The sequence below is a fragment of the Marinobacter similis genome (assembly GCF_000830985.1).
Lineage (GTDB): Bacteria > Pseudomonadota > Gammaproteobacteria > Pseudomonadales > Oleiphilaceae > Marinobacter > Marinobacter similis.
This window is the reverse complement of sequence record NZ_CP007151.1, coordinates 3,557,564-3,575,003: the sequence shown is the minus strand read 5'-3', so window position 1 is coordinate 3,575,003 and position 17,440 is coordinate 3,557,564. Positions and strand designations below refer to the sequence as shown.

Below are 17,440 nucleotides of genomic sequence, written 5' to 3'. Positions count from 1 at the left end.
AGCGGGTTACCCGATAGTGCAAGATGACAATACGTTCAGGGTGCGACTCAGTTATCAGGCAACCGCATTGGTTTTTTCAGTAATTCACCGTCGAAGGTAACGTAATCGCTGCCCAGCTGAATGCGGCCTTCGCAAAACCAGCGTACAACGATCGGGTACAGGATGTGTTCCTTTTCCTGGACTTTTTCCGCCAGACTCTCGGTCGTGTCACCCGGTGCCACGGCAACCTCTGCCTGGGCAATGACCGGGCCGCCATCGAGCTCCTCAGTGACAAAGTGCACCGACACGCCGTGCAGAGTGTCGCCGGCATCCAGGGCTCTCTGGTGGGTGTTCAGGCCGGTGTATTTCGGCAGCAGAGACGGATGGATGTTGAGGAGCTGGCCGCGGAAGGCACGAACAAAGTCCGTGGTCAGGATCCGCATAAAGCCGGCCAGCACCACCAGATCGGGGTTGTGGCGCCGGATTTCCTGCATAAGGGCACCATCGAACTCGTCCCGGGAGTCGTATTTCGTGTGGTCCACTACGAAGGTTTCGATGTGAGCCTGGGACGCGCGTTCCAGTGCGAAGGCGTTTGGCCTGTTGCAGCCAACCGCAGCGATCTGGCCCGGGAAATCCCGCTCCCGGCTGGCCTCAATCAGCGCCTGCAGATTGGTGCCGCTGCCGGAAGCCAGCACGAGAATGGTTGGCACGGGAGGCTGATCTGCATTCATGCCGACACAAGTCCCGGTGCATAGCGCACAGTCGGTTCGTCGTCGAGGTTATCAGCGCTTTCAACTACGCCGACCTGCCAGGCGTTTTCGCCCTGTGCTTTCAGGGTGTCCAGTGCCAGGTCTTTTTGCTCGGCCGGCACGCAGACAATCATGCCAACGCCGCAGTTAAAGGTGCGGTACATTTCTTCGTCAGCAACACCGCCGGCTTCCTTGAGCCACTGGAAAACCGGGGGCAGGGTCCAGCTGGCGGTGTCGATCGCCGCCACACAGCCGTTCGGCAGCACCCGGGGAATATTTTCTGGCAGGCCGCCGCCGGTGATGTGGGACATGGCGCGTACATCCACCTGGCGGATCAGCTGCAGCAGGTTTTTTACGTAAATTCGGGTCGGAGCCATTAACGCATTGGCCAGGGTAGTATCGCCCATGGGCTGGTCCAGATCAGCGTTGCTGACGTCGATGATCTTGCGAATCAGCGAATAGCCGTTGGAGTGGGGGCCCGAGGAGCCCAGCGCCAGCAGTACGTCGCCGCTCTGGACCTGGCTGCCGTCGATGATGTCAGCGCGCTCGGCGATACCAACGCAGAAGCCAGCCAGATCGTAGTCGTCGCCTTCGTACATGCCCGGCATTTCCGCGGTTTCACCACCTACCAGGGCGCAGCCAGACTGTTCACAGCCCTCGCCAATGCCTTCCACAACCTGGGTAGCAACGTCGACGTTGAGCTTGCCGGTAGCGTAGTAATCCAGGAAAAACAGAGGCTCGGCACCACCCACGATCAGGTCGTTCACACACATGGCCACCAGATCGATGCCGATGCTGTCGTGCTTTTGCAGCTGCATGGCCAAGCGCAGCTTTGTGCCCACGCCATCAGTTCCGGATACCAGGACTGGCTCCTTGTATCCAGCAGGGATGGAGACCATGGCGCCAAACCCGCCCAGGCCGCCTAGCACTTCCGGGCGCTTGGTGCGCGCGGCAGTCTGCTTGATGCGGTTTACGAGTTCGTTGCCTGCGTCAATGTCAACGCCGGCATCGCGGTAGGTCAGGGAGGGCTTCTGTTCGCTCATGGTGTGCTTTCACCGTTGGCCAATGGGTAAGGCGGCGGATTTTAACAGGTGAGGTGAGGCGCTCCAACCTGTTATTCCCCCTATGGTGTCTGCGGCAAAGTGCGGCGCGGCCAAGGCTTTGGCATTATTGCTTTTATGAAACTCGGGCCCGCTACTCACACTTCTGGCCATGGTGTATCCTATGCGCCATTCATGCGAACTGCAGGGTGTTTCATGTCAGTATCAGGACGAAAAACGGCACGCCAGTCCGGACCGGTAGCGTGGCTTGCATTGCTGGGGCTTATGGTTGCGTCTTTATGCGCCCCCGTCGCGGCGGTGACTGTATCAGGACTCTATAACGTGGAGGTGCCGGTGGTTGGTTCCTCACCCAACGAACTGGCGGCGGGCTACGCTGACGGCCTGGCGCGAGTGTTCGTAAGAGTGTCCGGCACCCGGGAGGTGCTGGAGCAAGAAGGTATTGAAGCGTTGCTTGCCGACGCCGAGTCGCTGCTGCTGTCGTACCAGTACCTGCGCGGTGAAACCGGCGAAAACCGGCTTCGTATGGCATTCGGTGCTGTCGGAGTTAATCGTGCCCTGGCGTCCATCAACGCGCCGGTGTGGGGCGCCAATCGCCCCCTCACGTTGGCCTGGGTTGCGGTTGAAGACCGTGGCACGCGCACACTGATTACCGATAAAGCTTCTGGCACCGGAGCCAGCCGCCAGGTGTCCGTTATCTGGCAGCAGGCGTTTGACCAGGCCGCGCAGGAGCGTGGACTTCCGGTGGCACTGCCACCTGCAAAATTCAGTGGCGACCGGGAACTCCTGTCGGATTTGTGGGGCCAGTTTGTCAACCGCATCCGCAAGGCCTCAGGAGATCTGGATCAGGATATCATGGCGCTGGTGCGGGTGAATCGCAGCGGAGGTCAATGGCGCGCGGGCTGGGTTTTTGATGGCATGGCCATGGACGGTGGTGAAGAATCGGTTACCGCTGACAGCCCAGAGGCCCTGGCGCAAACCGTCATCAACCGCTGGGCCGAACGTTACGCTGATCGCTATGCCGTGGCCGCAGGCAAGGTGGCCGAGTCGCCTCAGGTGGATATCGTGCTGAAGGGCGCTTCCTCCCTGGCGGACTATGGCAAGGTTACCAAGGTGCTCGAAGGTCTGACTCCCGTGCTCAGTGCCGGTGCCTCCCGGGTTAAAGGCGATCAGCTGACGCTTCGCGTCGCATTCTCCGGCGAGCTCGACCAGCTCAAGGAATACATCGCATTGGATCCCCGTTTCGTGCCGCTGGAAGCCGAGCCTCGCGAGCCGGCCACAGCGTCCCCGGAGCCCAAGACCGCGGCGCCAGCGCAAGAGCCTGCCCAGTCAGCTTCGGGTCAAACTGAGGCCGAATCTACAGAGCAGGGCGCCGAGGCTAGTGGTCAATCTGAGGGTGATAGTGAGAAGGGTGGCCAGTCGATGTTCACCTACCAGCCTATGCCGGTGGATGAGGATGAGGCTGAACAGGCGTTCGAATCCCTGTATCAGGTGCTGTATTATCGGTGGCAGTCAACGCCCCGGATCAGCGATGGCGCTGGCGAGACTGCTGGCGAGAGTGCTGGAGAGAGTGCTGAAAAGTAAGGCACTACCGGAGGGAGCCTTGTGAGTTTGGAACGCTGGCGTTGGATTCCCAATGCCCTGACGTTTTTGCGCATCCTGCTGATTGCTCCCTTTGCAAGCGGTCTGCTGACCGCAAATTATCGGCTTGCGCTGCTAATCTTCGTTGTCGCGGCTGCCACCGACGCCTTCGATGGCTTCCTGGCGCGCCACTTCAATTGGCGCTCACGGTTTGGTGCGGTGGCCGACCCACTGGCGGACAAGGCCCTGTTGCTGACCGCCTACCTGATGCTCACGCTGACCGAGGTGTTGCCGGTCTGGTTATTCATTCTGGTGCTTGGCCGCGATCTACTTATCGTTGGCGGCGCCCTGGCTTATCACTACGGTATCGGACGCTTTGATATGGAGCCCAGTCTCCCGGGCAAACTGAACACCTTCATCCAGATTCTGGTGGTGCTGGCCATCATCGTCCTGTTGGCGGGTCTGCCGATGCAGCCCTGGGTCATGGACGTGGGCATATTGATGGTGGCCATTTCGGCCATCTTCAGCGGCGGGCACTACCTGATGGTATGGGGCCTGCGGGCCTGGAGGGCCAGGCGGTCGTGAGTGCGTCACAGCTACCCCTGGGTATCAAACTCCGGGACGATGCCCGATTTGGCAACTTTCACGGTGACCGAAACGCCGATGCCGCCTCACGTCTGAAGGCGGTCTGCAGTCAGCCCCGGGGGATTCCGGTGGTGGTCATCTGCGGCGATTCCGATACCGGCAAAAGTCATCTGCTGCAGGCTGCCTGCCACGATGCCGAGCATCGTGGCACTCTGGCGGTGTGCATCAGCATTGCCGAACTGGAGCCTTTCGGCCCCGAGGCTCTGGCCGGCCTCGACGGCGCCGACGTTATTTGCCTCGACGACCTTGACCGCATCGCTGGCCAGCCGGCCTGGGAAGAGGCGGTCTTCCATCTCTATAATCGGGTTCAGGATCGCGGTGGGCTGCTTATCGTGAGTTTGTCGGAGGTGCCGACAGCAACACCATTCAAACTTCCCGACCTGGTGTCCAGACTTTCCCACGGATTGTTGATCCAGCTTGGTATCTACCGTGATGGTGACCGTCTGCGTATCCTTATGGCCCGTGCCGAGCAGCGCGGCCTGGTGATCGGGGACGACGTTGCCACCTTCATCATGCGCCGCGCGCCGCGTCGGCTTGGAGATTTGCTGGCAATTCTGGATACTCTGGATGAAAATTCGCTTCAGGCTCAGCGCAGGCTGACCATTCCGTTCGTGAAGACCGTGATGGGTTGGTAAACGGAAGTTCGCCCACAACTACAAAGCGTGCAAGGGAGAGACTAGATGAGACGGGTTGTATTCAATCAAAAAGGCGGCGTTGGTAAATCCAGCATCACCTGTAATTTGGCTGCAATCAGTGCAGCCCGTGGCAAACGGACGTTGGTGGTGGATCTGGATCCCCAGGGCAACTCAACCCACTACCTGTTGGGCAAGCCCGCCAGTGAACTCCGGGATACCGTGGCAGACATGCTCGAACAGACGGTAGCGTTCACGGTCTTTAATCGTCGCCCGGACGAATTCGTACATGCCACGCCCTATGACAACTTGTTCGTGATGCCGTCCAGCCCGGAACTGGACTTCCTGGAGCGAAAGCTTGAGGCCAAGCACAAGATTTACAAGCTGCGCGAAGCACTGAAGAAGCTGGGCGAAAGCTTTGACGCAATCTACATTGATACCGCCCCGGCCCTTAACTTTTATACCCGGTCAGCGCTGATTGCCGCCCAACGCTGTCTGATTCCGTTCGATTGCGACGATTTCTCGCGTCAGGCGTTGTATAACATCCTGAACGAAATCCGTGATCTGCAGGAAGACCACAATGAAGACCTGGTGGTGGAAGGCATTGTTGCCAACCAGTTCCAGCCCCGCGCCAGCCTGCCCAAGCAGCTGGTTCGTGAGTTGACGGAAGAAGGCCTGCCGGTTCTGCCGGTGCGCCTGTCGAGCTCGGTCAAGATGAAAGAGTCGCACCAGAGCCGTCAGCCACTCATTCACATGGCGCCCAAGCACCCCCTGACTCGCCAGTATGAAGACCTGTTCAGTGTACTGCATGGCGAGAAGGTGGAACTGGCGCCCCTGGCCGATTAGAGAAGACCCGCCATGACCGAACCGCGAGACCACATAGGGCAGGTTGCCGACAGCCTGCTACAGATCGAGATGGAACTGCGACAGCTGGGGATGTGGGAGGCTGAAAGGCCATCCCCCGAGGCGTTTCAGAGTACCCAGCCGTTCTGTATCGATACCCTGGAATTTACCCAGTGGCTGCAGTTCGTGTTTGTGGAACGGATGAAGGTGATCATCGAGCAGGAGCACCCGCTGCCGGAGGTGTCCGGCATGGCGCCCATGGCTGAAGAGTATTTTCGTCCTCGGCCTGAATCCGGCAAGAGCCTGATCCAGGCCCTTGAGGAAATTGATCAGCTTCTGTCCGGAGGCTGATCAGTCCAGGCGCATAGAAAGATCGGTGGCCTTGATGTCTTTGGTCAGGGCGCCGATCGAAATGTAGTCCACTCCGGTTTCCGCCACCGGTACCAGGGTCTGCGCATTGATGCCCCCGGAAGCTTCCAGTCGTGCCTGACCGGCGGTGAGGGTGACCGCCGAGCGCATGTCCGCCAGTGAAAACTCATCCAGCATAATCACATCGGCACCCGCCGCCAGCGCCTGTTCCAGCTCGTCCATGTTTTCTGTTTCAACCTCCACCGGTCGACCCGGCGCAATGCGCCGCGCTTCCTCTACCGCCTTGGCGATGGAGCCACAGGCCGAGATGTGGTTTTCCTTGATCAGGAAGGCGTCCCACAGGCCAATCCGGTGGTTGAAGCAGCCGCCGCAGGTTACCGCGTATTTCAGGGCCAGGCGCAGGCCTGGCAGGGTCTTACGGGTATCCAGCAGGCGCACATTGGTGTGCGCGACCTTGTCAGCATAACTGGCGCAAACAGTGGCCACGCCAGAGAGGGTCTGTAGCCAGTTCAGAGCTGCGCGTTCTGCGGTCAGCAAGCTCCGCGCTGGTCCGCGCATCTGAAACAGCACCTGATCCGGAACCACCTTGTCGCCATCGTGAACCTGCCATTCCAGAACCACGCTCGGATCTACCTGGCGGAATACTTCATCCACCCAGTCTTTGCCCGCCACGGTAGCACGTTCACGAGTGATAACCCGGCCTGAGCCTGGGTGTCTGCGGCAATCAGCTGAGCGGTGATGTCGCCGTCACCAATATCCTCACGCAGGCTCTGGGCGACAGTTTCAACTCGGGATTGGCGTAGCAGTTCGGCAGAGATCATGGCATTGGGTCCGTTGGCATCGGGGTGAAACTTCAATATGGGTGGGGATTCTATAGGCCTGAACGGCATTCGCCAATCCGCCGGTGGCAAACTGCTAAACTGTGAACAGCGTCTGATCTAAACAAAAGGTGACATAATCTGACACAAGCTGACGTGGGCAGCTCGTATTATGAAGTGACAGAACACGTTACGCACTCGCGCGATCAGGCCCGGAGCAGTTCAATGGCGCACGATAATAAGATTGTCAGTATGGTTGGCCAGAAGCCGCTGCAGCGATTTTCGTTGCCGCCGGCGCTGGTTCGATTACGTGACGCATCGGGTCAGTCGCTGCAGAAAGTCCTGGCAAATTTCTTCGATCGGGCAGACGACGCCCTGTTTGAACTGGCCGATCGCGCCGCCACCAATGTTGACCAGACCGGCTACTTTGACGCCATGCGTGAACTCCGGTTGCAGCGCAAGGCAATGGTCGTCTCCGTTTTGCAGTATGTCAGCCAGGCCTTCAATGATATTGGCAAGTTTAAACCGCGCCAGTCCTCAGGTTCGCTCGGTGAGGTGGATCAGGATTCCCTCAGTCTGGTGGATCATTCTCAGCTCGAACAACAGGTTGCCGTCGACAACCTGGTCAATAAGTTACGCAATCGCTATGCCGACCAGATTCGCCTGCTGTTAGTGCGGGTCAGCCACCTGGTTCCCAAAGTGGATCTGGCGGACAACCAGATGCCATTGAGCCCGGAGGTGATATGCGGCGGTGTGGCCGAAGCTTGTGCCGATCTGGACATTGATATCCGTGCAAAGCTTGTCGTGCTGAAGATGTTTGATCGCCTGTTGGCCGATACCCTGGGTGATTTTTATCAGGAAGCCAATCGCACTCTTGTAGCGGAAGGCGTTCTGCCGGACATGAAGCGGGCACCGGTCGGGCAGTCTCGTCCAAGTCAGGGGGCAGCTCCCAATGTTGGTGCTCAGGCGGGTGTGGCCCCAAATGGCGGGGTTTCGAGTGTCGGACAGCAAAATGGTGTGGCACCCCCGAGCCGTGGGAACGGGCCTCGTGTCGATATGGGCGGATACAGCGAACAGTTTGCACCGCGTGCAACCTTCTCGGAATTGAGTGCACTGTTGCACCAGGGCGGTGGGGCCTGGGCAAATCGCACACCTGGGCCAAGTGAAGGGCATCTGGATACCGAAGCCCTCATGGCCCGGTTGAGCCAGGTTCAGGCCACGTGTGGCCAGTGGGGCGAAGGTCAGGTCGTTGCGTTGAATGATCAACTGGCACCGGCGCTCACAACCAATAATGGCAATTCCTACGAAGTTGGGCAGATCGACAACGACGTCATCAATCTGGTGACCATGCTGTTCGATTTTATTCTGGAAGATCGCCAACTCCATCCGGTAATGAAATCCCTGATCGGGCGGTTGCAGATTCCAGTCTTGAAGGTTGCCCTGAGTGACCGGAACTTCTTTAATCGTGGTGGTCACCCGGTTCGCAAGCTGCTGAATGAGCTTGCGATGTCAGCCATTGGCTGGGCCGAGAAACGCTCCGGGCAGCGTGATCCGCTGCGAGACAAGATTGAATCGGTGGTCGAGCGAATCCTAAACGAGTTCACCGACAACGTCGGCTTGTTCGAGGAGCTTCTGGACGACTTCAGCCATTTTATGGATCTCGACCGTCGTAGACGTGAGCTGGTGGAGCAGCGGCTGCGCGATGCCGAAGAGGGACGTGCCAAGCAGGAGCAGGCCGCTGACGCCGCCAACGGTGTGGTGGATGCTCTGCTTGCCGATCGAGAGGTGCCAGCACCGGTTAGCGACTTACTTCGAGATGCCTGGAACAAATACCTGCAGTGGGTAGTGCTGCGTGAAGGTGTCGAAGGTGAGCGCTGGGCGGAGGCCCGGGCACTGACCGAGCGCCTGGTGTGGAGCGTAGACCCCCATCCGGTCACCGAGACACCCGCGGTGATTTGCTGCGGGCAATTCCGACCATCGTTGATGATCTGCGCCAGGCACTGCAGGAAATTTCCTGGGATCCGTTTGCCACTGATTCGGCGATCCGTGACCTGGAGCTAGTGCACGTGGATGTGTTCCAGCAATTGGTCACGGCGCCTGCCAGGTCCGAAGCGGCATTAGAAACGCCGGTAGAAACCGAAGCTTTTGTAGAGTCTGAACCCTTGGCCGAGACTGGGGCGGAAGAGGCGAGGGCAGATGCCGTCGCCGTAGCTGAGTCCCTGTCGCAGGCAACACCTGGCGCGGTGACTGAGGCAGACAAGCACCGGTGACACCAGACGCGGCCGAGTCTGAACCGGAGGTGGCCGAGGAATGGCTCAAGCGTGCGGATGGCCTGAGAGTTGGCTCGTGGATTGAACTGTCCCGAGACGGCACCAAGGTGCGCTGCAAGCTGGCGGCGTTCATCAAGGCCACTGGCAAGTACATTTTCGTCAATCGTAGCGGCGCTAAAGTGGCGGAGTATCACCGCGAGAACCTGGCAACAGCCATGGCTGCCAGCGAAATTACCCTGCTGGATGACGGCCTGATTTTCGACCGGGCCCTGGAATCCATCATCGATAACCTGCGCAGCAGCCGGAAGGATTGAAGTCGTCCTGGCAGTCGTAGCCAAGCCGGCGTCTTTGTGCTTCAATCAGGGCATTCTGTAATGCCCTGATACCTTTGGATTTACCTTGCCGCACTCAGACGCCGAACCAGCCAGACAGGTCTTTTCCGACCTAACCATCACCACAGTCCGCGAGACCGGGAAGCTTCCTGAGGCCCGCTGGTGTCCCTCTCCCAATTTTGGCCCACGCCCCGATGATGCCTCGGTTTCGCTACTGGTGGTGCATAATATCAGCTTGCCACCGGGTCGGTTTGGCGGGCCAGAGATAGAGGACTTCTTCTGCAACCGTCTGGACCACACGGCCCATCCCTACTTTGAAACCATCGCCGGTATGCAGGTGTCGGCTCATGCCCTGATTCGCCGGGATGGCTCGATGGTGCAGTTTGTCAGCCTGCTTGATCGCGCCTGGCACGCAGGCCGCTCCAACTTTCAGGGCGAGGAAGAGTGCAATGATTTCTCCATTGGCATCGAACTTGAGGGCGCCGACGACGTGCCCTACACCGAAGACCAGTATCGTCAGTTGGCCGCCACGGCTCACTTGATCATGACGGCCTGGCCTGCAATCACGTCGGAGCGCCTGACCGGGCATTGCGACATTGCCCCGGGCCGCAAGACCGATCCAGGTCCGGCCTTCGACTGGTCCCATTTTCGTGCCGTGCTGGCTAACGCTGCAGTCGCCGGGGAGTGACGCTTCATGGTTTTGATCGTTTTTCTGCTTGCCTACCTGATTCGACGCCAGCTCGATACCGCCAACCGGCTGTCTGGTGAAACACTCTGGCGGCACTGGTTTCACCGCGCCGACATAGTAAAAGCCGGGCACGAGTCCGGCATTGGTGCCGGCCTGATGCTGGTTGCCTGCGCGCTGGTGGCAGGGCTGGGTATTTTCGCGCTGGACGCGATTGGCTGGCAAATTGCGGGCTACCCATTGGAAATCCTGATTCTGGTGCTGTTGATGGGCGCTCCGGGCTGGAACACCGTGCTTCGTGCTTACTCGATGTCCTGGCGCAGGGGTGATATGCAGGCTGCCTGGCGCAATGTTGAAGATCGCCTGCCAGCCGAAGAGCGGGGTGCAGCCTTGTCACCGGATGCCTTGCATCTTTCGGTGGCGCGGGTGTTCATGGTCACCGTCTTTCAGCGCTTTTTCCTGGTTGCCTTCTGGTATGTGGTGGGTGGCATAGGGTTGGCGGTCTTGGCCAGGGGCATGGTGGCCTTGGCTGAACAGTGGCCACGGGCAGCAGCGCGGCCGCGGTTTCAACGCTATGCGGAGATTCTGGCCTGGATTCCGGTGCGGTTGTTGTCGGTGACCTTCGGGATTGCGGGGGATCTGGCCGGCTGGCTCAGAGAATCACCGGATGGGGCGGGGCGATTGCACAAAAATGTTGCAGACACCCTCATGATTTCCGCCAATGGGTCGTTAACCGGGTATGCGCTGGATCCGAATCGGTTCTCCCAGATGCACCCGGAGGAATGGGCCGATTTCGGCGGCCGAAGCCTGAGTGCCATCCGTGATTTGCTGAACCGCAGCATGCTGGTCTGGATCTGTGCGCTGGCGCTGCTGGTCATTTTTGGCATCGTCTAATGGCAGTGAGGTCAAAGACATAACAATTTAATACAACAAATAACGCTCAAGTTTTTAAAGCCTTAGGCGATAATAATAAGCAAGAATCAACGTTCATTTGTTGAACGGCCAACAAGAAGAGTGACCATGAAGCATCTAATTTATCCCGCCATAGCACTGATGAACCGGCTGCCGATGGTGTATAAATTCAGCCTGATCAGCATTCTTTTCCTGTTACCCATCGGTGGGCTGTCCTGGCTGGTCATGTCTCAGCTGAATCAATCCGTGCAGACCATGACCCGCGGCGTCGAGGGCCTTGAGCAGTTGCGTAACGCCGAGCAATTACTCTCTTCTACCATGGCGTATCGGGATTACCGTGCCCCCGGCATCCTCAAGAACAAAGACGAACTGATCGCTGCCTCTGAAGAGGCGGCTGACACCGTCGACGCGATTTTTGAATCGTTGCTGGCGGAAGAGCGGTCGTTTGATGCATCCGGTTCCTGGGCAGAGCAGGTGACGGCTCTCCAGCAGGATTGGGAAGCCCTGCGCGCCGATGATAATTACCAGGGCAACATCGATGCCCAGTTCAAGTACTATCAGGAATTCGTCCAGAAAGTGGTGGCGTTGCTACCGGCCACCGTTGAAATCTCCGGCCTGGGGCAGGACTCCTCCCGACAGAACCAGTTACTGCTGGGACTGGTCCGCGAGGCGCTGCCAGAAGCTCGCAGTGTCATCGGCCAGGCTCGGTCCTACGGCAGCTTCGCCTTGGTGGAAGGCCAGGTCGGTTACGCCCTGAGCGAGGTGCTGAACAGTATCTATGATCGCCTGACCAACCGTGCCTCCCTGCTTGAACCGGCGTTGTCGGTGGCCTCCGAGGCTTCTGGCCAGTTATCCGAAGAAGCCGGCAACAGCATCGATCAGGTAAATGAGAGCCTGATTGTAGTGCGCGACCTGCTTGAGCTGAATGTGATTTCACCCATGCGCCTTGAAATGCCCTGGCAGCAATACGACAGCCGGATTCGTGCACAGCTTGATAGCTACGACGAGCTGTCACTGGCCATCTTTAATGTGGTAGAGGCCAATCTGTCCTCGCGTCTGGAGCAAGAGGTCAATCAGCGTCGGCTGATCGTGGTAGCTCTGATCGCGATCCTGCTGGTGGTGGTCTACCTGTACGTGGGTTTCTTCATGTCGGTGCGCAACGCCATCAACCGCTTTACCGAGGCGGCCCGGAATGTGGCGGCGGGCGATATGACCACCCACATCCAGTTGCGTAATCGGGATGAACTGGGCGAGCTGACTGACGAATTTAACAGCATGACCGACCGCATTGCGGAGCTGATCCGCTCGGTCAGCCGCACCACCGGCGACGTCGACCAGCAGGCGAGTCGGGTGAACGATACCGCCGCAGCCAACAGCAGCGCGGTGGCGCGTCAGATGGAGGAGAGTGGCCAGATCAATGAAGCCATGAACCAGATGGTGAGCGCGGTTAACGAAGTGACTGAAAGCGCCCATCGCGTAGCAGACAGCGCCGGTACCGCGGAAAGCGATACCGAGACCGGACGTAAAGTAGTGGCCGACACCGTCGAAACCATCAATCGATTGGCGACAGAGATTTCCGGAGCGGTTGATGTCATCAACCGGGTTAGCCACGATAGCGATAACATCAGCCAGGTATTGGTAGAGATCAAGGCTATTGCCGAGCAGACCAATCTGCTGGCGTTGAACGCGGCCATTGAGGCAGCCCGGGCGGGTGAACAGGGTCGAGGTTTCGCGGTGGTTGCCGACGAGGTCCGGTCACTGTCTCAACGTACTCATAAATCCACGGAAGAAATCGAGGGTATGATCTCGCGCCTGCAGAGCGGCGTGAAGGACGCAGTGTCGGCGATGACCAACAGCCGGGATGTGACCGAGAAAACCGTGACCAAGTCCGGCGAGGTCACCGAGGCGCTTGATCGCATTGCCCGTGGCATTTCGACCATCGTGGACATGAGTCATCAGATCGCGCAAGCGGCGGAAGAGCAGTCAGCGGTCGCCAAAGATGTAAACGCCAGCGTTGAACAGATCGGTGAGCTGGGTCAGACAACGGCGGCGAACGCCGAGGAAACCCTGGGCTCATCCCGGGAGATGTCGGAGCTGACCGCTTCGCTGCAGCGCCTGGTGGAAGCGTTCAAGGTATAAGTTAACTGCTGCAAGAAAAAATCCGGCCTTAAAGGCCGGATTTTTTTGTTCCCACAAAATCTCTTCCCCGTTTTCCCGTCGTGCCAAAACCCGGGCGACAACGAACAGCAAGTCCGAGAGCCGGTTCAGGTAGTGCCGGGATGCGGTGTTGATGGAATCCTCGTGCCCCAGGGCAACCACGATGCGCTCGGCACGGCGGCACACGGCTCGGGCAAGGTGACACTGGGCAGCGGCCGGCGAGCCACCGGGCAGCACGAAGTTTTTCAGCGGTGGCAGGCCCTCGTTGTAGGTGTCCAGGGTCTGTTCCAGCCAGTTGATATGATCCTCACCAATCACGGTGCTGCCTGGAATGGCAAATTCACCGCCCAGATCGAACAGGTGATGCTGGATTCGCCGCAGGCTTTCAATCAACTCATCGTCGCTGTCGAGGGTTTCGATCAGCAGGCCGACGTGGCAGTTCAGCTCGTCGGCGGTGCCCATGGCATCAACCCGTTGGGCATTCTTGGCAATTCGGTTGCCATCGGCCAGGCCGGTTGAGCCATCGTCTCCGGTTCGGGTGTAGATCTTCGAAAGGCGATTGCCCATGGGCTTACTCCTGTTAGTTTAGTGACAGTTGATGTACCCGCTCCGCTAACATTTGGTTCACCGGTGTGGCAATTCCTTTGGATTGGCCCAGCCTCACCAGGAAGCCGTTGATGTAATCAACTTCAGTGGCGCGTCCGTTCTGCACGTCGCTGCGCATGGACGAGGTATTGCGAGCGGTATTGCGGGCAATAGTTTCGATGCGTTCTCTCAAGGTTGCCGGTGTTTGCCGTGGCTGGCCAGCCGCCTCCATCAGGGTGGCGATTTCCTCGCACAGGCCATCAATGTGGTTCAGGAACAGGTCGGCGTGAAGAATATCGCCGTTGGGGCAGTCGAGCAGAGCGGTGAATGGGTTGATACCGGCGTTGATCACCAGCTTCTGCCACAGCCGACCGAGGATGTCTGATTCAGCATGCACGGTGAGTCCGCTGCTGGCGAGCGCCGTCGTGCATTCCGCCAGGATCGCATTGGCCGGGGCGGTCATTGGGCCCAGCCAGGTGGCGCCGGCACCGGCATGTACAACCCGGTCAGACGACGGCCGGTTGGCGCCCTCGGTGGTACTGGCGGCCAGAACGGGTCGCTCCGGCCAGCGCGCGGCAACTTGTTGCTGGCTACCCAGACCATTCTGGAACAACACGATAGGCACGGTGGGCGGCAGGGACTCGGCAATGGCCTCCAGGGCCGTCAGGGTGTCGCCTGCTTTGGTGGTAACCAAAACCAGCTCAGGGACCTGTGAGGGTGCAAGCCAGGGCACGGTGACCGTGCGTTCGCTGCCGTCCAGGGCGAGAAAGTTGTAGCTGAGGGGTGTGCCGGGGCTCTGCCCAGGGCGGGCAATGAAGACGGGATCATCAGCGGGCAATGAGGCGGCCCATAGCCGCCCCATTGCCCCTGCGCCAAGAATGGCAATCATGCCGTTACATGGCCTCGATGTCGGCCCGTTGCTCACTGAGACGGGACAGGCTGCCCTGGGCATCCCGGAGCTTTTCCTGTTCTTTCTCCACCACTTCGGCGGGCGCTTGGCGGTAAACTTCTCATTGCCCAGCTTGCCTTCCAGACGTCCGATTTCTTTCTGCAGTCGCTCCAGTTCCTTGTCCAGGCGCTTGAGCTCAGCGTCCTTATCAATCAGACCGGCCATGGGTACCAGTACTTCCATCTCACCAACCAGTTGAGTGGCGGACATCGGGGCTTTATCACCGTCAAACCAGTCCAAGCTGTCCAGCTTGGCCAGAGACGCAAGGAACTGGCGGTTGTCGTCCATACGGCGTTTGTCGTCGGCACTCTGGCCACGCAGCAGCACCGGTACTTTCTTGGCCGGGGAGATGTTCATCTCGCCGCGGATGTTGCGCACGGCCAGAATCACGCCTTTGAGCCACTCGATATCGGCGGTGATGGCGCTGTCCTGCTTGCCACTGTCCGGTTGCGGGTAGGGCTGCAGCATGATGCTGTCGCCGGATTTGCCCGCCAGCGGGGCGATCCGCTGCCAGATTTCCTCGGTGATGAACGGCATGATCGGGTGCGCGACCCGCAGCACGGCTTCCAGCACGCGAACCAGGGTGCGGCGCGTGCCACGCTTGGCTTCGGCGCTGGCGCTGTCATCGCTGAGTACCGGTTTGGACAGTTCCAGGTACCAGTCGCAGTATTCATTCCAGATGAACTCGTACAGCGCGTAGGCGGCCAGATCGAAGCGGTATTGGTCCAGGTGACGAATCACCTCCTGCTCGCAGGTCTGCAGCTCGCTGATGATCCAGCGGTCTGCCAGGGACAGCTCGACGGGCTCGTCATTCACACCGCAGTCTTCGCCTTCGGTGTTCATCAGCACATAGCGCGCGGCGTTCCAAAGCTTGTTGCAGAAGTTGCGGTAGCCTTCGAGGCGCTTCATGTCCCAGTTGATGTCACGGCCGGTGGTCGCCATGGCTGCCAGGGTAAAGCGCAGGGCGTCGGTACCGTGGGCGGTGATGCCTTCGGGGAATTCCTTCTGGGTGCGTTTGCCAATCTTCTCAGCCAGTTTCGGCTGCATCAGGTTACCGGTGCGCTTCTCCAGCAGGTCGTCCAGACCGATGCCGTCGATCATGTCCAGCGGGTCAATCACGTTGCCCTTGGACTTGGACATCTTGTCGCCGTGCTCGTCGCGGATCAGGCCGGTGACGTACACGGTGTGGAAGGGCACCTGCGGCGTGCCGTCTTCGTTCTTCATGAAGTGCATGGTCATCATGATCATCCGGGCAACCCAGAAGAAGATAATGTCGAAGCCGGTGACCAGCACATCGGTGGGATGGAACTGCTTCAGGCGTTCAGTGATCTCGGGCCAGCCCAGGGTACCGAAGGTCCACAGCGCGGAGCTGAACCAGGTGTCCAGCACGTCGGCGTCCTGGGACAGTTCCAGGTCACTGTCGAGGCTGTGCTTCTGGCGTACCTCTTCTTCGCTGCGGCCAACGTAGATGTTGCCCTCGGCGTCGTACCAGGCCGGGATTCGGTGGCCCCACCAGAGCTGGCGGGAAATGCACCAGTCCTGGATGTCACGCATCCAGGAGAAGTACATGTTCTCGTACTGCTTGGGCACGAACTGGATACGGCCGTCTTCGACCGCTTCAATAGCGGGCTTGGCCAGGGTCTTGGCGTCGGCAAACCATTGGTCGGTCAGCATCGGCTCGATGATCAGTCCGGAACGGTCACCCCGGGGAACACTCAGAACGTGGTCTTCTTCCCGTTCAAGCAGGCCGGCGTCGTTCAGGTCGGCCACGATAGCCTTGCGGGCTGCCTCGCGGGTCAGGCCGGCGTAGGCAGTCGGCAACTGGCCGTCGATATCGGTGTTCTCGGTGCCGTCGGAATTGAACACCTCGGCGACGTCCCGGATGTTGGCGTCCTGGGTCATCACGTTGATCATCGGCAGTTCGTTGCGCTTGCCCACGGCGTAGTCGTTGAAGTCGTGGGCCGGGGTAATCTTGACGCACCCGCTGCCTTTTTCCGGATCGGCGTGGTGGTCGGCAACAATGGCAATCCGGCGATTCACCAGCGGCAGCAGCACGTGCTTGCCGATCAGGTGCTGATAGCGCTCGTCGTCCGGGTGTACGGCAACGGCGGTATCGCCCAGCATGGTTTCCGGGCGGGTGGTGGCGACCACCACATAGTCCTTGCCGTCCTGAGTCTTGGCGCCGTCAGCCAGCGGGTAACGCAGGTGCCAGAAAAAGCCCTTTTCTTCCTTGTTCTCCACTTCCAGGTCGGAAATGGCGGTGTGCAGTTTCGGGTCCCAGTTCACCAGGCGCTTGCCGCGGTACACCAGGCCTTCGTCATACAGGCGAATGAAGACTTCCTGAACGGCCTTGTAGAAGCCATCGTCCATGGTGAAGCGTTCGTGGTCCCAGTCGACCGAGTTGCCCAAGCGGCGCATCTGGCGGGTGATGGTGCCGCCGGATTCTTCCTTCCAGTCCCAGATCCGCTTGATGAACTCGTCGCGGCCCAGGTCGTGGCGGGTCTTTTCCTCTTCTGCGGCCAGCTTGCGCTCCACCACCATCTGGGTGGCGATGCCGGCATGGTCGGTGCCTACCTGCCAAAGCGTGTTGTGGCCCTGCATGCGCTTATACCGGGTGAGCGTGTCCATGATCGTGTGCTGGAACGCGTGGCCCATATGCAGGCTGCCGGTAACGTTGGGTGGCGGAATGGCGATGCTGTAGGACTCGCCTTCACCGGTGGGGCGGAAATAGCCCTTGGCTTCCCAGTTTTCGTACCACTGGCGCTCGATATTTTCTGGCTGGTAGGTTTTTTCCATGGGTATCTGCAGGTGACCGTTGGTTAGTTCGCAAGGGAAAATTCAGGACGCACGATTATACATGGTCGCCTTGTTTGCGG

At 59.3% G+C, this 17,440-nt stretch carries 11 protein-coding genes and 4 pseudogenes; 9 read left to right on the top strand and 6 right to left on the bottom strand.

Annotated elements, in window-relative coordinates; all coding sequences use genetic code 11:
* Positions 1–47 precede the first annotated feature (47 nt).
* Both purN and purM read right to left on the bottom strand, forming a co-directional pair.
* Positions 48–710, bottom strand: coding sequence for a phosphoribosylglycinamide formyltransferase (purN, locus tag AU14_RS16480; RefSeq protein ID WP_041342606.1), 663 nt, complete (start codon positions 708–710; stop codon positions 48–50).
* Positions 707–1,771: a phosphoribosylformylglycinamidine cyclo-ligase gene (gene purM, locus AU14_RS16475; RefSeq protein ID WP_041342603.1), complete on the bottom strand. Its 1,065-nt coding sequence runs from the start codon at positions 1,769–1,771 to the stop codon at positions 707–709. Before purM ends, purN begins: the two co-directional genes overlap by 4 nt.
* A 213-nt stretch (positions 1,772–1,984) precedes the next feature.
* On the opposite strand from purM, the gene AU14_RS16470 reads away from it, so the two are divergent.
* Genes AU14_RS16470 through AU14_RS16450 form a run of 5 tightly spaced genes read left to right on the top strand, consistent with a single transcriptional unit; the run spans position 1,985 to position 5,838 of the window.
* A complete protein-coding gene (locus tag AU14_RS16470) occupies positions 1,985–3,370 on the top strand; it encodes a DUF2066 domain-containing protein (RefSeq protein WP_236744171.1) in 1,386 nt (461 codons plus the stop codon).
* A 21-nt stretch (positions 3,371–3,391) separates the two neighbouring features.
* Positions 3,392–3,952: a CDP-alcohol phosphatidyltransferase family protein gene (locus AU14_RS16465; protein ID WP_041342601.1), complete on the top strand. Its 561-nt coding sequence runs from the start codon at positions 3,392–3,394 to the stop codon at positions 3,950–3,952.
* Complete coding sequence (gene hda, locus AU14_RS16460; protein WP_041344070.1) at positions 3,949–4,647, top strand: DnaA regulatory inactivator Hda; 699 nt, start codon at positions 3,949–3,951, stop codon at positions 4,645–4,647. The genes AU14_RS16465 and hda overlap by 4 nt, the downstream gene beginning before the upstream one ends.
* Before the next feature lie 45 nt (positions 4,648–4,692).
* Positions 4,693–5,490 (top strand): ParA family protein, encoded by a 798-nt coding sequence (locus AU14_RS16455; protein WP_041342598.1) that lies wholly within the window; start codon positions 4,693–4,695, stop codon positions 5,488–5,490.
* Positions 5,491–5,502: 12 nt separating this feature from the next.
* Positions 5,503–5,838, top strand: coding sequence for a YqcC family protein (locus tag AU14_RS16450; RefSeq protein ID WP_041342595.1), 336 nt, complete (start codon positions 5,503–5,505; stop codon positions 5,836–5,838).
* Here AU14_RS16450 and nadC read toward each other — a convergent pair.
* Positions 5,839–6,677, bottom strand: a pseudogene (gene nadC, locus AU14_RS16445) (carboxylating nicotinate-nucleotide diphosphorylase). It abuts the gene before it with no gap.
* Between the two features lie 222 nt (positions 6,678–6,899).
* On the opposite strand from nadC, the pseudogene AU14_RS16440 reads away from it, so the two are divergent.
* The 4 genes and pseudogenes from AU14_RS16440 to AU14_RS16425 all read left to right on the top strand — a co-directional run bounded on the left by AU14_RS16440 (position 6,900) and on the right by AU14_RS16425 (position 13,012).
* Positions 6,900–9,258, top strand: a pseudogene (locus tag AU14_RS16440) (DUF1631 domain-containing protein).
* 136 nt (positions 9,259–9,394) lie between these two features.
* Positions 9,395–9,964 carry a 1,6-anhydro-N-acetylmuramyl-L-alanine amidase AmpD gene (ampD, locus tag AU14_RS16435; protein ID WP_041344069.1) on the top strand — a complete coding sequence of 190 codons (570 nt, stop codon included), beginning with the start codon at positions 9,395–9,397 and terminating at the stop codon, positions 9,962–9,964.
* A gap of 6 nt (positions 9,965–9,970) precedes the next feature.
* The gene (locus AU14_RS16430; RefSeq protein ID WP_041342592.1) at positions 9,971–10,855 is read left to right on the top strand and encodes a histidine kinase; all 885 of its coding nucleotides are present in this window, start codon (positions 9,971–9,973) and stop codon (positions 10,853–10,855) included.
* A gap of 126 nt (positions 10,856–10,981) precedes the next feature.
* Positions 10,982–13,012: a methyl-accepting chemotaxis protein gene (locus tag AU14_RS16425; RefSeq protein WP_041342589.1), complete on the top strand. Its 2,031-nt coding sequence runs from the start codon at positions 10,982–10,984 to the stop codon at positions 13,010–13,012.
* Positions 13,013–13,054: 42 nt separating this feature from the next.
* Here AU14_RS16425 and AU14_RS16420 read toward each other — a convergent pair.
* The 3 genes and pseudogenes from AU14_RS16420 to AU14_RS16410 form a co-directional block, all read right to left on the bottom strand.
* Positions 13,055–13,597, bottom strand: a pseudogene (locus tag AU14_RS16420) (cob(I)yrinic acid a,c-diamide adenosyltransferase); the annotation flags it as partial.
* Between the two features lie 13 nt (positions 13,598–13,610).
* Entirely contained in the window at positions 13,611–14,504 is an 894-nt protein-coding gene (locus AU14_RS16415) for a ketopantoate reductase family protein (RefSeq protein ID WP_158498330.1), read from the bottom strand.
* A 4-nt stretch (positions 14,505–14,508) separates the two neighbouring features.
* Positions 14,509–17,360, bottom strand: a pseudogene (locus AU14_RS16410) (valine--tRNA ligase).
* Positions 17,361–17,440: the final 80 nt, after the last annotated feature.